Raw genomic sequence first — 15,674 nt, forward strand, 5'->3', positions numbered from 1 at the left:
CCATCATTTATCCTGATTCGCTAATAATCGGTAATATTGTTTCGTGCGGGGATTATTGCAGGAATTCGCTAAATTAGGAACCTTCCCGAGTCTTTCCGTCAAACTCTTTCCAAACGGGCGGTTTGCCTTTAGGATTCGCCTGCCGTGGGGGTGTAGCTCAGTTGGGAGAGCGTCTGGTTCGCAATCAGAAGGTCGTCAGTTCGATCCTGATCACCTCCACCACAGGCATATCACCCGCAATCCGGACATTGGCGAACTCACTCACTATTGATCCGGCACGTTTTTAACCTCATTGCCGTTCGTGCTGAGCCTGTCGAAGCACAGGAATCCATTCACATTTCGACAAGCTCAATGCGAACGGATTCTTGGATACTGCGTGCCGGATCAATAGTCGAAGCGGCCTTGCGAGCTTCCCGATATCGGCGATCGGTTACGAAAGTTTTCCATCACGCAGACCTAATAACTTCCCGGAGCGCAATCCTCCAAAGGCAGCTTCAAATCTCATCATGGAGATTCTTCAAACTCCCATGCAAACCGTATAAGTATTGCCATTAACGATGCCGTAAGTGGTAATAGCTGCGCCACCAATTGTATTGGACACCATCATGGAGCCAGAAGCCGTATTTCCGTCGTCAATTACCAGGTCGAGTTGTTTGACGAGACTACCGTCGATGTTGCTCGAACAGATTATGTAATTTCCTTTTAGCTCTGCGATGGGGGCGCTGGAAGCTTCGGAAATGTCAATGACGCTGCCGGAGGGTTTGAGTGGAACATAAGCTTTTAAATTCTTGTTCGTCGAACCTTGAGGCAATCCTGCTACCTGAACGTTTTGCCAGACATTAAAAGTGTCTCCCGATGTCGAGTTCCAGCTCCCGTCGATAATCGCATTCCAGTTGCTGTTATTGCTATCCGCGGTTGAAACCAGCAAATTGGAAGGTGCATCATGAGAAATAATTTTCATCGGACGCAACCTGTTATGAGCATCAAAGATAGTTGCCTGAATGCTATTGAAATCGCGCTCCAGACGATTCACTTGTATGTTGAGGGTGACTTTCTGACCTATCAATAAGATAGTAATCAGCAGCAACACGATCGCTATAGCAGAGGTAATTTCAAACAAAGTGGCTCCGCCTTGATTGTTCTGTCGCATCATCTGTGTCCAATGTGAGAATGAATTGTTGTCCTAGACAGCAATATCCGCACCAGCTTTCTAAGCTATTGAATAAATTAAATTCATATCTGCAATAACATTATTATAGTAATGGGCAATCAAGGGTAAATGACGAGGTTTGGTCAGTTATTGACAGTTACTTGCCAGACCTCAGTGCAGCGGAATGATGTCTTGCTGCTCGTTGAGCACGGGTTGATGACGATCGGCCACCAAAGGCTTTACCGGGCTATGACGCCCCCTTCTCCGGCACAGGATTGTGCCAGCTGCCGTCTGCCGCAATCAGCACATCGGCCTGCTTCGGCCCCCAGCCACCGGGCTTGTAGGGGTGAATCCGGCGAGGCGCATCGAGAACCGGGTCGACCACAGCCCATGCGGCTTCCACCGCATCCTCGCGCGTAAAGAGCGCGCCGTCGCCAGCCATGGCATCGCTCAGCAACCGCTCGTAGGGCAGCTCCGCTCCCGGATGTTCATCCAGCAAAAACAACTCGCGCTGGTCGCCAACGAATTCCTTGCCTGTGCGCTTGACGCGTGCGGCAAGCGCGACAGCGGAATCGGGAGAAAGGCGGAAGCGCAAATAATTGGCCCGCCCACCTGCCGGGTCCGAATCGTCGAACAGTCTTTGCGGAGGCGGCTTCAGCTCAACCAGCACTTCGGCTGCGGTCGTCGCCAGGCATTTGCCGGAACGCAAATACCACGGCACCCCCGCCCAGCGCCAGGAATCGATGAACAAGCGCAGGGCGCAGAATGTCTCGACTTCCGATCTCTTTGCCACCCCCGGCTCCTTGCGATAACCGGTGTACTGGCCGCACACCACGTCGTCGGGCACCAGAGGGCGCATGGCCTGGAACACCTTGGCCTTCTCGTTGTGGACGGCACCGAAGCCCTGATACGCGGGCGGCTCCATGGCCAGCAGCGCGACAATCTGAAACAGGTGGTTCTGGATGACATCGCGCAGGCAACCGGCACTTTCGTAAAACGCACCGCGTCCCTTCACGCCGAAATCCTCGGACAGCGTGACCTGCACGCTTGCCACGCAGTCGCGATTCCAGATCGGCTCGAGGAAGGAATTGGCAAAACGGAAATAGAGGATATTCATGATCGCCTCTTTCCCGAGATAGTGGTCGATACGAAAGATCGAATCTTCCTCGAACACCGACAGCGCGATGCGATTGAGTTCGCGCGCGGAAGCCAGGTCGCGTCCGAACGGTTTTTCCACGATGACGCGCGCCTGGTCGGCCAGACCCGATGCGCCGAGACTTTCGATGACGGTGGCGAACAGTGCGGGCGGGATGGCGAGGTAGTGCGCCGGTCGCCGCACACCGCCCAACTTTTGTTTGAGTGCGCTGAACGTGTCCGGATCGTTGTAGTTTCCGGACACATATTGAAGTTTGGAAAAAAGATGGTCGAGCGCGGCCCGATCATCGATCTTGCCCGCTTGCCTGATGCTGTCCCTCACCCGTTTGCGCAGTTGCCCCATGGTCAATTTCGAGGAGGCAACGCCCACCACGGGCACATTGAGAACACCGCGTTTCGCCATCGCGTACAGCGCGGGAAAGATCATCTTGTGTGCGAGATCACCGGTCACACCGAAGATCACCAATGCATCGGCTGGGGTTGTACGGCCATGCTTGCTGCTCATTTCATCACCTGTTTTTCTTCTCGTCATGATCGCCTGACTGCTTGCATGCAGCTTGGTTCAATATCGGTACGATGCATCATGGAACCGGTGTGCAACTTCCATGATGCTCTCTTTCCCGGCGAATGCCTGTTCGCGTGCTTTCAACCCGACATTCCCCCGAATCCGTTTTCATGTTCATTTGGCGGGATCTTCTTTTCGAATTTCACTTTCCGCCTGTAGCCAATCCTGATCCGCATGACCATCGCTGCGGCCGTGATGTTCATAGAGTTCATAGGCCCTGGTGGCGATCTGCGACCGCAGATCGGCCGGCGTCCCGGCACCCCTTGCGGGGCGGCGCCATTTGATGAGCACGACCTTCACAACTTCGTTCACGACCAGGCACGAGAATGCCGCGTAGCCGAAGATCGATAGTGCCTCCCACCAGGGCATGGGTGCGAGACCCGGCAGGCCAACGAACATCAGGGACGTGCCGATGAGCGTTTCTGCAACGACAGCAGCTACGACCAGTTTGCTCGGCATCGTCATCCAGAACCAGCGGCGTTCGCGCGCAGACACAATGGACAGTGCGGCAAAGTAGAGCAGCGTCAGGAAACTGAAAGTGTAGAGTGCATTTTCATTGCTGCCGAGGCCGAGTCTCGACCAGCCGAACCACAACGCCAGAAGCGCTTCGGCGACCATCAGGGTGCCCAACACCGCAGCAACGGAAATGAGGTAACCGATGTTCCACGTCTCTGGTCTCTTCGAAGGCCGAACGTTGTCTGTCGCCAGCGAGATCTTTGCGAAGTCGGTTATGAACACGAGCAACAGCATGGCAAAGGCAGACATCGCGAACTTGCCGGTCACAACGAATGCGATGGCCACGAAGCCCGTTTTCAATATCGTCCGGCTGATCTTGTTGACGATATAGGTCAGGATGCGCTGATAGATCGTCCGCCCCTGCTCGACCAGCGCTACGATATTTTCCAGTCCCGCGTCGGTCAGGACGACACTCGCGGCGCCCTTGGCCACATCGGTCGCGGTGTTGACGGCGATGCCCACTTCAGCCTGGCGCAGCGCGGGCGCATCGTTGACGCCGTCGCCCGTCATGCCGGTCACATGCCCCGCTGCCTGCAGATGCTTCACGACCGTATATTTATCCTCCGGGAACACCTCGGCCAGGCCATCGGCGCCCGCCAGCAAGTCGACCGCGTCATTACTGCCCGCGCTGGCAGCAGACTTCAGGTCGGCCATGCGCCGGATATTGGGCAAACTCACGCCGCGTGCGATCTCGCTTGCGACCGCAAGCGCATCGCCGGTCAGCATCTTCACCTGAACGCCAAGGCCGCGCAGCTCGGCGATCAACTGTCTGGCGTCGGCGCGGGGCGGGTCATACAGTGTCACCAGTCCGAGCAAAGTGACCGCACCGGACTCTCCGCCGCGCGCCACCGCCAGAGTGCGATAGCCCTTCAGCGCCGATTCGGCCACCCGTGCCTCCAGCCCGTCGATCTCTGCAGGCTGGAGGCCGCAGGCCTCGGCGACGGTGCGCACGGCGCCCTTCATCACGCGCAGCCGCTGGCCGTTCTGCTCGATCACGGCTTCGGTACGCCGGTTCTTCGCATCGAACGGTGTAAAGGAGACGGAATTGAACGCAGGCTTGCCGTCAAAAATATGCCGCTCCTTGGCCGCCGCCAGGAAGGCGAGGTCGATCGGGTCCTGGTTGGATTCCTGCGATGCAAGCGCGCCGGCAACCAGCACGTCGTTCTCCGTCGCCTGTGCCAGCGGAATCACGCCGGTGACGGCCAGCTGGTTCATCGTGATGGTGCCGGTCTTGTCCACGCACAGCACGTCCATGGTCGCCGCATCCTCCGCGGCACTGAGGCGGGTGACCAGCACGCCGCGTTTCGCCAGCTCCTTAGAGCCCACGGCCATGGCAACCGTGAACATGACGGGAAGGGACAGCGGTATGGCACTCATGAACAGGATGAGCACGAGCGGAATCATCTCGATGAACGGCGTGCCGCGCGTGAGAGACATGACGACCACCACGGCGAGCAACACACCGACGACGACAAAAAGCCAGCGCACGATCTTGGCCACCACGGCATCGATGTGGAGCTTCGGACGTGCCGTTTGCACGAGTTCGGTGGTGCGGCCGAAGTAGGTCTTCGCACCGGTAAGGATGACCACGCCATTGCATTCGCCCCGGCGAACGACGGACCCGGACGAAAGCACATCGCCGTATGCCTTGTCCGCATCCTTGGACTCTCCGGTGAGAGCGGACTGGTCGACACTCACTGTTCCGGTGAGCAGTCTCACATCGGCGGGAATAACGTCACCGGCGCGCACGCGGACGATATCGCCGGGAACCAGTTCCCGCGCCGGAACGACCTGCCAATTCGCGTCGCGCAACACGCGCGAACTGATTTGCAAGCGCCGCCGCAGGGTTTCGACGACACCCGCTGCGCGCTGCTCCTGCACGAAACTCAGCACCGCATTGATGACCAGCAGGGCGCTCACCACGGCGAGATCGGAGTACTTGTGCAGGAAGGCCGACAGAACCATGATCAACTCCAGCATCCACGCCGACATGCCCCAGAATTTCCCGAGGAATTTGCGTACCGGGTGTGCCTTTTGCAGGGCCACTTCGTTGTAGCCATTCTCTTTGCGCCGGTTTTCCACTTCGGCGGACGTGAGTCCCTTGTCGGGATCGACCTTCAGCGTCGCAAGCGTGTCGGGAACCGATGCAGAAGCGATCTCGGGCGCTTTGGCCGTTGCCGGCATCGGGGGCTTCGGCCCGTCTTCGGGTTTATCGAGTGTCGTTGGCATGCTATTTTTTTCGTGTCACAAGTATCGCGCTGGATCGGGGGGCCAGCAGGTAGGTTTGCGGGTAATCCAGAAGCGGTTCTTCACCCGCGGCAAACATGTCCTGCGGTATTGGGTGCGAGGTATCGATTGCCAGATGCCACCGGGTAGATTGCGCTGCGGGCGGCAATGAAAAATCGCTCGCAACGTTGGCTGCATTGAACATCAGGTAAAGAGCGCGCTGCTCATCCTCATGAATCAGACAGGCAAACTGCTTTGCTTTCGGGTCGGTCCAGTCGGGCAATCCGCCTTGCGCGCCGAACCAGTTTATGTCGGCGTCCGCATAGAATTGTTCCTTGCTCAGAACCGGATGGGCGCGACGAAAGGCGATCATGCCGCTCGCGAAACGAAAAATCTCCCGGTGCGTTTCCAGATAGTGCCAGTCATGCCAGCTGGTTTCGTTGTCCTGACAGTAGGCATTGTTGTTGCCGCCCTGGGTACGGCGGAATTCATCCCCACCCAACAGCATCGGCACACCGCGCGAGACCAGCAGCGTCAGCAGGAAGTTCTTGATCTGGCCTTTGCGCGATGCCTCGATGCCGGCGTCCGCCGTTACTCCTTCCGCGCCGCCGTTATCGCTCAAGTTATCGTTTGTGCCGTCATGGTTGTTTTCACCGTTGGCCTCGTTGTGCTTGTCGCGATAACTCACCAGATCGTTCAAGGTGAAGCCGTCGTGGCAGGTGACGAAATTGATGCTGTTGTCCGGTCCCTTGCCCGACTTGGCGTAGATGTCGGCACTGCCACAAATGCGGCTAGCAAACAAGCCGAGCATGCCCTCGTCCCCGCGCCAAAACCGCCGCACATCGTCCCGGAAACGACCGTTCCATTCCGCCCAGCGCTGTTCCGAAAAGCTGCCCACTTCATATGCACCGGCGGCATCCCATGCCTCGGCGATGATTTTTACGTCTCTCAGGATCGGGTCTTCGGCAATCCGTTCCAGCAGAGGAGCATTGGCGAGCAGCTTGCCGTTGCCGTCGCGGCCCAGTATCGACGCCAGGTCAAAGCGAAAACCGTCCACGTGCATCTCCACCACCCAGTAGCGCAATGCCCCCATGATGTGGCTCCGCAGCACGGGATGGTTGGTATTGATAGTATTGCCGGTACCCGAGTAATTCTTGTAGTGAATTTTGTCAGATTCCAGCATGTAGAAAATTGCGTTGTCGATCCCGCGAAAACACAAGGTCGGACCCAACTCGTTTCCCTCTGCCGTGTGGTTGAACACGACATCCAGGATCACTTCGATACCGGCTTGATGGAGTGCGCCGACCATTTCCTTGAACTCCAGCTTTTGCTGGCCCAGTCCGCCCGCACTGCTATAGGATGCTTTCGGCGCAAAGAACGCCACGGGATCGTAGCCCCAGTAATTTCCGAGTGGCTTGCCGGTTTGCGGGTTGGTGCCGGAAACCTGGTGTTCATTGAACTCGTGCACCGGCATCAATTCCACAGCCGTGATCCCCAATTCTTTCAGGTAGGGGATCTTTTCCATGAGGCCGCGGTAGGTACCGCGATGTTCCACGCCCGAACTGGCGTGGCGGGTGAAACCGCGAACATGCACTTCATAGATCACGGTATCCGACCAGGGATGGTGGAGCGGGTGATCGTCATACCAGTTGAAATGTCCATGAGTGAACACACATTTCGGCATGGCTCCGGCATCGTCCAGTTTCGAAGGAGCCCTCTCCGGATCAGACTGCTCATATCCGCGAGCCGGGCCAAAATCCCAATCGGGCAATGGCGAGATTGCTGTCGCAAGCGGATCGAGCAGCAGCTTGTTGAAATTGAAGCGGTGCCCGGCTTCGGGTTGGTACGGGCCGTCTACCCGGTAAGCATAAAGTTGCCCGGGACGTATCCCTTTGACCCATACGTGCCACACCTCACCCGTGCGGTTGCGGGCCGGATCGAAATCAACGACTCTGGACGCCTTTGCATCCGCCGGTTGATCGAACAATTCCAGACGGATACGGGTGGCGTGACGGCTGAATAGGGCAAAGTTAACGCCGCCCTCGGATTCATGCGTTCCCAGCGGCAAGGGAACCCCTCTCCGGATTTCGGTGCGTTCACAAACCTTGGCCGAGTAATCATCAAGCGGGCGTTCGGCTTTATTCATGCGCGCATTTTTTTGCATATTCTTCTTTCATGCGACCCGACCTGGTTTTGAACGGTATCCGGTTAATCGTTTGCGCCTTCCCGCCCGATGTTCAGGCCGCGGACTGGGGCGAAGCAGCCCCTGCATCCGGCATTTGTTTGGTTGCGAGAGAAAGTGCAAGACCGGTTACGGAAGGGTTCAGGCTATCGACCATGGAGCTTGGAATCAGGATCGTTGCCCCTCTTTCTTTCGTTGTCTCGTAAATGATATTCATGGCCCGAAGCTGGAGTGCCGCGGGATGACCGGCATATATATCGGCGGCCTCGACAAACTTGCCTGCGATTGCCGCTTCGGCGGAACCGAGAATCACACGCGCCTGCTTCTCGCGTTCAGCCTGAGCCTGGCGCGACATGGCATCCTGCAGGGCTTCCGGAATGGCAACATCGCGAATCTCTACCGAGCTCACCGATATACCCCACGGTGAAGTCTTCTTGGCGATCTCGTCCTTCAATTGTTCGTCGGCTTCTTTGCGGTCGGACAGCAATGCGGCCAGCATCGACGAACCGATCATCTCGCGCAGCGAGGTTTGCGCAACCCGGTCAATGGCCTCGCGATAATTGGTGATGGCCAACGCCGCTTTTTCGGCATCGTGCACATGCCAGAAAATGATTGCGTCAACGTTGACCGGAACCGTGTCTCTGGTCAGCGCCTGCTCGGCGTTGAAGGCTGTCGTCTGAATGCGTCCGTCGATGACCGCGATTACATTGTCGATGACCGGAATGATGACGAACAAGCCGGGACCTTTGACGCTTTGCAACTTGCCCATTCTCAGAATGACAAACTTCTCCCAGGCATTGGCCATCTTCAGTGCCAGCGCAATGAAGATGGCGGCACCGAAAAACACCAGCGCAAGATAGTTGCTCACCCATTGCGTCATGGCAAGACCCGCGACAAAACACACAAAAACCAGGAATGATGTAATCGGGTTCATAGCTGTGCACCGTGAATAGAGTTGCAGATGCACAAATTACGCGTCATTGCGGTTTGTATCTGTGCGGTTCCGAACCAAATGCGTATTCCGGTAATCCTGATCGGCTAATCCAACGACATGCGCACCAAGTCCAGTCCTGTTGCGCAGTCGGCAGCCTCTGAGTACATCCCAGACGTAATGCCCCCTGATTTGCCGATCAGCTAGATAATTGCAACTGGCCGGTTATCGGCCAAAGCAGTCCTTTGGGCCAAAGGGTGATATGGGCTGCTTTACACAATTTTCCGGACACACTCCCCCTCAAACCAACCTAATGAATCTTCCTATAGCGCCTCTTGACACAGTCTATATATAAGTTTAAACTTATACGTAGACTTATCATTTAACTTAGTACAATGAGGCCAGAAGAGATTGTTGCTATACGAAAATCCCTAGGTTTGACCCAAACTGACTTTGCTCGCTTGTTTGATGCTCATGTTATGACTATCAGCAAGTGGGAGCGGGGGGTTGCTGTGCCTTCCGCATATCAGGCGTCATTGATGGCACAGTTTAAGCTGAAGGCAGAACAACAGGCGGCTCAGGCGCAGACTGAAGTTAAAAATCTATTGGTTGGCGCGGGCGTCATTGCTGCGCTTGTTTGGTTACTCTCAAGGAAGTAATAACAAATGAACTCACTGTCTTCTTATTTGAACTCATTCACATCTCAGATTGCAGTAATCGCACGTCCGAAACTAAATGGGGTAGGTGAACATTGGGGAGTGCTTCTCCCAAATGGAATGGTGGCTCACACAACAGGTGACAAAGGGCCTCACTATGTAACATATCAAGAGTTTGCCGCTGGCAAGCAGGTTAAGGAAATTCGCAAAGTACCTATGTCAGAACGACAGGCAACATTCTCTAGAGTTCATCAAGAGATTAGCCAGCCATCAGCTTACGATTTGGTATCTAACAACTGTGAGATTTTTGCAAATCGTGTCACAGGAGGCATTCCGGAGAGCCAGCAAGTAAAGTGGGGGTTCCTGCTTGCTATGGCAGGCTTTGCCGTATTTCTAGCTAAAGCTGTTTGATCTTCAATTGTCGGCTTAGCCGATGACCGGGCCTTGGCAAAAGCAGAAAGTGCGGGCGCGTCGTCGGGATGGCTGTTCCACGATACACAGATTCTGAGTTATAGCCTCCATTTCTCTTGAGTTTATCTAGTTTGAGGATTATTCTACTGAGTAATTTTACTCAGTAGAATAATTATGCCAGCCCAACCCTATCAACGCCAAGAAGTTAGTACTCTTCTTAATAGGCTTTCCGAAACTCCGCGATTATTAATCTTCGTGGCTGGGCCACGTCAGGTTGGCAAGACCACGTTGGTGCATGATGCTCTTTCACAGTTCGGTCGTAGCGATTACCACTTCGTTCCGGTAGACCAACCTGATGCGCCTCGCGGCTATGGCCTCTCATCAGTAGAAGACATTGCATATGACCGTGATGCAAGACCAAGAGATACAACATGGCTGGTAGAACAATGGCAACGTGCGCGTGCAGCTGCGCGGGAATCAACGAATGGACACATTCTGGTTCTCGACGAAATTCAGAAAATTCCCCGCTGGTCTGAGGCAGTCAAAGGCTTATGGGATGCAGATCGGGCCGAAGAGTTGCGGCTGCATGTAGTTCTACTCGGCTCTTCGCCCTTACTGATGCAAAAAGGCATGACAGAAAGTCTAACTGGACGCTTTGACCTGATACGCGTCACGCACTGGTCGTTCTCTGAAATGCATGAAGCATTCGACTACGACCTTGATGAATATATCTATTTCGGCGGCTACCCCGGAAGTGCTGCATATATTCGTGATGAGCCCCGCTGGCGTAACTATGTGCGCGATGGATTGATTGAGCCGAGCATTGAGAGAGATATCCTGATGATGACGCGGGTCGATAAACCAGCGCTGCTCAAACAACTATTCCACTTAGGTTGCAAATATTCTGGGCAGCTTCTGTCCTACACCAAAATGCTCGGGCAATTGCAGGATGCAGGCAACACGGTGACACTCGCCCATTATTTGGACTTACTGGGCAATGCCGGAATGATTCAGGGGTTGCAGAAATACGCCGGGCAACAGCATCGGCGGCGTGCATCCGTACCTAAACTTAACGTGCTCAACACTTCCTTGATGTCTGCGGGATCGGGATACACCAAGGCAGAAGCTAAAGCCGACCGCAGCTATTGGGGGCGTTTGGTGGAAAGCGCGGTCGGAGCGCATTTGCACAACACTGGTTACCCGGATTGTCAGCAATATTACTGGCGCGACAGCCGCCACGAGGTCGATTTTGTAATCGAACGCGGCAATAAACTGACCGCTATCGAAGTAAAAAGTGGACCTTCTTCAGGTCATGCCAGCGGACTCGATGTATTTGAAGAAAACTTCGGCAAATGCCGGAAACTACTAGTTGGCGAAGGTGGCATCCCACTGGTGGAATTTCTCTCCTACCCGGCGGAGCACTGGCTTTGAGCGAGACAGTAAAACCTTATCTAGTCCGGCGCAACTGTACGCGCAAATCCGGCAATGAGGATGAGCAGGGGACCCATCCGTTGGAATCCTATAGGGAGTTGCCTGCCTATGTACTGCTTGGCGACCCAGGTGCAGGCAAGACCGCGGCATTCGAGCGGGAAGCGGAAGAATCAGGAGGTAAATATATCAAGGCACGCGTCTTCGCCGCGTTCGAGCCAACAGCGGAAGATACAGAAAAAACTCTATTCATCGACGCACTGGACGAGATGCGTGCGGGCGAAGGAGACGGTTGGACATCTCTTGCTCAAGTGAGCAAACGACTGGGAGAGTTAGGCTGCCCCCGCTTTCGTCTTTCCTGCCGCGAGGCGGACTGGCTGGGCGAAAGCGACAGCGCAACCCTCAAGCGCATATCGCCAAATGGTGATGTTGTTGCCTTACACCTCGACCCGCTCAGCAATAGCGACGTAATCGATATCCTACGTCACAAAGACAGCGTACCTGATCCTAACGAGTTTATACGCAATGCTGGCGAACACAGACTAGGTGACCTGCTGCACAACCCGCAAACCTTGAACCTGCTTGTAGAAGCCGTCGGCGGAAATAAATGGCCGAAAAGCCGCAAGGGAATTTACGAAATGGCATGTCACCAGCTCGTGCGTGAGGAAAGCAGAGCACATCGGGATGCCAAGCGCGAAAAACATCACTCCCCCGAGGCGTTACTGGATGCCGCTGGCTACATGTGTGCCATTCAACTGCTATCCGGGATTGCTGGCTTTGCTCTGGATAAAGACGCAAGCGACGATCAACACTACTACTGGAATGAGCTGTCAGGGTATAAATTACCCTTGCTTCCTGCTCTGAAAACAAATCTGTTTCAGAAAGACGAAGAAGAGCAACGCGTTCCAATACACCGCAGCGTCGCCGAGTATCTTGGCGCACGCCACTTGGCGGCACGAATCGAAGATGGTGGCTTACCATTCGGTCGCGTACTGGCTCTAATATCTGGAGAAGACGGTGGTATGGTGCCCGACCTGCGTGGGTTTGCAGCATGGCTATCCGTTCATTGCCGCACAGGGCGGTCAGATCTTATTGCACGCGATCCTTTGGGGGTAGTGCTCTATGGCGATGTGCGCAATTTCATTGTGGACGACAAACGGCTAGTTCTGAACGCATTGAAAAACGAAGCGCTACGCTACCCGTGGTTTCGCTCACAGGACTGGACTTCTCCGCCTTTTGGTGCGCTGGGGACAGCCGACATGGAATCAGCATTTAGGGAAATTCTTATTTCGCCTTCGCGCGCGGAAGCCGACCAAGCGCTGCTTGACTGCGTGCTCGACGCCATACGTCATGGTGATCCACTGCCTTCATTATCTAAGTCGCTGGAAACCATCGCACGAGACGCTAGCTATTGGCCGGCGGTTCGCACCAATGCGGCACAGGCGCTAATGCATGCCATGCAGGATAACAGTTCGAGACTCCTGAAGCTTGCAGAAGATATTCGTGAGGGCACAGTCGAAGACCGAGAAGATGAATTACTCGGTGCTCTTTTGCGTAAACTTTATCCCACTTATATTCCGCCTGCGAAAATATTGGATTACCTCCATAAGCCCAAAAATGAAAGTTTGATAGGCAATTATTTCATGCTCTGGACTCACGAGATTCCTGAAATAACAGCTATTGGTGATTTGCCTTTGCTGTTGGATCAATTAATACAAAAACATGCTGACCTGAGAAAGATGTTGCAGCATCATCAACTCAACCGAATGTTGGGGAAGCTATTGGTTCGCGGACTTGAAACACATGGCGACAGCATTTCGGATGAACGTCTTTACGATTGGCTCGGCATCGGTCTCGACGAATATGGACATGCACGGCTCGAAAGAGAGCATTCCGAACGCATTGCTAATTGGCTTGCGGGACGCCCCAACCGATACAAAGCGATAATCGAACGCGGGGCCACACTCTGTGTCGACCAGGAGAATGTCCGGTATTGCATGAGTCGATGCGCCATGAGGCTGCCTGGCACACCGCCCTCCGACATCGGGATATGGTATCTGAAAAAAGCAGCTCTAGAAACCTCTAAAGAGTTGGCTCAGTATTTTTTTTATGAAGCCGTTTATATGTTGAAACGTGATGGCGGACAGCAAGAATTGACGGACCCTGCGCTAAAGTTCCTCGAATCATGGGTAAATGCATATCCAATATTCCAACCCTGGCTGGAGTGGTTTACAACTTGTCCAATTGGTGAGTGGCAACAGGAACAAGCCATACAAAGCCACGAATGGAATACTGAGCAAAAAAAACAAAAAGTTGAACGGGTTGGCTTTTACAGAAAACATCTTAATGCCATTCGGAATGGCAATGCATATCCGCAAATTCTGCATGACTTGGCACAAGCCTATAACGGATTGATTTACGAAGCCACGGGTGAAACACCTCGCGAGCGCCTTGAGGATTTTTTGAATGGGGACAAGGACCTGGTAGAAGCAGCCTATTCAGGTTTTCGTCATATCCTTGACCGTAAAGACCTCCCGACTGTCAGCGAAATTGTCGAGTTAGATATAAAAGGGAAAATGCCCTATGTCCGCACACCTTGCCTAGTGGGTATTGACGAATTGTTTCAGAACAACCCGACGGAGGCGATGCGACTCGACGATAGCGTTCTATCACGCTTGTTAGCTTTCCGCTTTACTTACGATGTTGGAGAAAACCCAGAGTGGATAAATGCACTAATTCGAACAAGATCAGCATTAGTCGCAGAGGTGCTTGTAGCTTATGCATTGCCCAAGCTGCGTGCCGGAAATGAACATGTCAGTGGACTCTATCCATTGGCATACAACGACGTCTATTCCGAGGTTGCCAGAATTGCTTTACCGCTGATGCTGGAAGGTTTTCCTTTGCGCGCGCGCAAGCAACAATTGGGACATGCGCTCGATCCGTTGTTAAAGGGGGCGTTAAATTACTTAGACAAGAGGAGGCTTGCTTCAATCATTGACCGCAAACTTGAGTTGGGGAGCATGGATGCCGCGCAGCGAGTTTATTGGCTGGCTTGCGGATTGATTGTTGATCCAGCCGCCTATGCAGCAAAACTATTTCAGTACGTAGGCAAGAGCAGGCCTCGTAAAAGCCATTTGGCAGCTTTTCTGCATGATCGGTGGGAACGTGGATTTCCTTATGCAGCTCTGCCAGAGACAGTACTCGCGCGTCTGATAGAACTACTCTTGCCTAGCTGCACGCCCGAACGACCTGTTGGTACTCACTGGGTCAGCACCTCAATGAATACTGCAGATCTGATGCGTTCATTCATCAACAAGCTTGGGGGCAGTCCGAGTGAAACTGCAAGCCGTGAGCTCGAACGTCTGTTGGCACTTTCGTCCCTCACGCATTGGCATACCACTTTGCGTGGCGCATTGCATGACCAGCGAATCGCCCGACGCAAGTCTACATTCCGACGTCTAGGTGTCGAAGAAGTCAGTCGAACGCTAGCAAACCTCCAACCCGCCAGTGCCGCTGACCTCGCCGCGCTGACGTTCGATCATCTTCGCGACATCGCCCGAAAAATTCGGGACGGCAGCACCAATGACTACAGGCAGTACTGGAGCTACGACATAAGCAATAAGATTCTGAATAAGCCTAAACCTGAAAACGACTGTCGGGATGCACTGCTTTCAGACCTGAAAGCACGGCTAAGTTCGCTGGGAATTGATGCTGAACGGGAAGGAAATTACGCGGATGATAAACGTGCTGATATTAAGGTGTTATTTGGTGGAGCCAACGGATTCAACGTTCCCATCGAAATTAAAAAAGATACACACGATGACCTTTGGCGTGCAATCCACGAGCAATTGATTCCTAAGTATATTCGCGATCCTGGCGCGGAAGGTTATGGTATTTATCTAGTCTTCTGGTTTGGCGGCAAAGGAATGAAGCCGCCTCTCGACGGCAAAAAACTCCACAGCGCCCTCGAACTCGAAGACCGCCTGTGTCAAACTCTCACGACGGAAGAAAGTCATCGAATCCACATTTGCGTTATTGATTGTGCACTTCCAACTTAAATTTTATTAGTGAAATGTCTACGCTCCTACGATTTAAGCCTTCACTCGTAACGCCAACATCGATCATTAGAGTTTAATTGTTGATTGCCGCCTAGCGGACGCCCACGAATGACGCAGTTTGGTTAGGAACTGACTGCCGAAGATTGCCAATCTCTTGGTGATTGATGATCGCTTCGGTGCAGACAGCAGTCCTTGGGGCCGCTATGGCAGACAAAGCAGACTCACGTTCTGCTGTTCACCAGGTCCGCTTTGGCCAAAAAGCAGACTATCTCCATATCAGCGAGCTACCGATAAAAGAAACTGGTTGCAGGTTCCGCTGCTCATGATCAGAAGTATGAGTGATCAGATTAAAGCGGAATGCCTATTCAACTCCAATCGGAACAAGTGCTCATGAGT

Annotated in this window: 9 protein-coding genes and 1 tRNA gene; 5 read left to right on the forward strand and 5 right to left on the reverse strand. The window is 53.9% G+C overall.

Features of this window, described 5'->3' with window-relative positions; translation table 11 throughout:
- Positions 1-146: 146 nt before the first annotated feature.
- Positions 147-222 (forward strand) — tRNA-Ala (locus QOY30_RS16185).
- Positions 223-517: 295 nt separating this feature from the next.
- Here the strand turns inward: QOY30_RS16185 and QOY30_RS16190 are convergent.
- The 5 genes from QOY30_RS16190 to QOY30_RS16210 all read right to left on the reverse strand — a co-directional run bounded on the left by QOY30_RS16190 (position 518) and on the right by QOY30_RS16210 (position 8,728).
- Positions 518-1,153, reverse strand: coding sequence for a hypothetical protein (locus QOY30_RS16190; RefSeq protein ID WP_283745653.1), 636 nt, complete (start codon positions 1,151-1,153; stop codon positions 518-520).
- A 244-nt stretch (positions 1,154-1,397) separates the two neighbouring features.
- Complete coding sequence (zwf, locus tag QOY30_RS16195) at positions 1,398-2,810, reverse strand: glucose-6-phosphate dehydrogenase (RefSeq protein ID WP_283745654.1); 1,413 nt, start codon at positions 2,808-2,810, stop codon at positions 1,398-1,400.
- A gap of 174 nt (positions 2,811-2,984) precedes the next feature.
- Complete coding sequence (locus QOY30_RS16200) at positions 2,985-5,615, reverse strand: plasma-membrane proton-efflux P-type ATPase (protein ID WP_283745655.1); 2,631 nt, start codon at positions 5,613-5,615, stop codon at positions 2,985-2,987.
- Position 5,616: 1 nt separating this feature from the next.
- A complete protein-coding gene (gene glgX / locus QOY30_RS16205) occupies positions 5,617-7,758 on the reverse strand; it encodes a glycogen debranching protein GlgX (protein ID WP_283745656.1) in 2,142 nt (713 codons plus the stop codon).
- A gap of 91 nt (positions 7,759-7,849) precedes the next feature.
- Positions 7,850-8,728, reverse strand: a complete 879-nt coding sequence (locus tag QOY30_RS16210; protein WP_283745657.1) for a slipin family protein — start codon at positions 8,726-8,728, stop codon at positions 7,850-7,852.
- A 392-nt stretch (positions 8,729-9,120) separates the two neighbouring features.
- Here QOY30_RS16210 and QOY30_RS18165 point away from each other — a divergent pair, with 392 nt between their 5' ends.
- The 4 genes from QOY30_RS18165 to eruA all read left to right on the forward strand — a co-directional run bounded on the left by QOY30_RS18165 (position 9,121) and on the right by eruA (position 15,278).
- Entirely contained in the window at positions 9,121-9,384 is a 264-nt protein-coding gene (locus QOY30_RS18165) for a helix-turn-helix domain-containing protein (RefSeq protein WP_502958695.1), read from the forward strand.
- Between the two features lie 6 nt (positions 9,385-9,390).
- A complete protein-coding gene (locus QOY30_RS16215; protein WP_283745658.1) occupies positions 9,391-9,792 on the forward strand; it encodes a hypothetical protein in 402 nt (133 codons plus the stop codon).
- Positions 9,793-9,966: 174 nt separating this feature from the next.
- Positions 9,967-11,223, forward strand: a complete 1,257-nt coding sequence (locus QOY30_RS16220) for an ATP-binding protein (RefSeq protein WP_283745659.1) — start codon at positions 9,967-9,969, stop codon at positions 11,221-11,223.
- Positions 11,220-15,278: an NACHT domain-containing antiphage protein EruA gene (gene eruA / locus QOY30_RS16225; RefSeq protein WP_283745660.1), complete on the forward strand. Its 4,059-nt coding sequence runs from the start codon at positions 11,220-11,222 to the stop codon at positions 15,276-15,278. The genes QOY30_RS16220 and eruA overlap by 4 nt, the downstream gene beginning before the upstream one ends.
- Positions 15,279-15,674 lie beyond the last annotated feature (396 nt).

This window comes from Sideroxydans sp. CL21 (genome assembly GCF_902459525.1).
Classification (GTDB): Bacteria; Pseudomonadota; Gammaproteobacteria; order Burkholderiales; family Gallionellaceae; genus Sideroxyarcus.

Excerpts from the sequence above, each read along its gene's own strand:
- QOY30_RS16190 (WP_283745653.1), bottom strand. The coding sequence starts at position 1,153 with ATGATGCGACAGAACAATCAAGGCGGAGCCACTTTGTTTGAAATTACC.
- zwf (WP_283745654.1), bottom strand. The coding sequence starts at position 2,810 with ATGAGCAGCAAGCATGGCCGTACAACCCCAGCCGATGCATTGGTGATC.
- QOY30_RS16200 (WP_283745655.1), bottom strand. The coding sequence starts at position 5,615 with ATGCCAACGACACTCGATAAACCCGAAGACGGGCCGAAGCCCCCGATG.
- glgX (WP_283745656.1), bottom strand. The coding sequence starts at position 7,758 with ATGAATAAAGCCGAACGCCCGCTTGATGATTACTCGGCCAAGGTTTGT.
- QOY30_RS16210 (WP_283745657.1), bottom strand. The coding sequence starts at position 8,728 with ATGAACCCGATTACATCATTCCTGGTTTTTGTGTGTTTTGTCGCGGGT.
- QOY30_RS18165 (WP_502958695.1), top strand. The coding sequence starts at position 9,121 with ATGAGGCCAGAAGAGATTGTTGCTATACGAAAATCCCTAGGTTTGACC.
- QOY30_RS16215 (WP_283745658.1), top strand. The coding sequence starts at position 9,391 with ATGAACTCACTGTCTTCTTATTTGAACTCATTCACATCTCAGATTGCA.
- QOY30_RS16220 (WP_283745659.1), top strand. The coding sequence starts at position 9,967 with ATGCCAGCCCAACCCTATCAACGCCAAGAAGTTAGTACTCTTCTTAAT.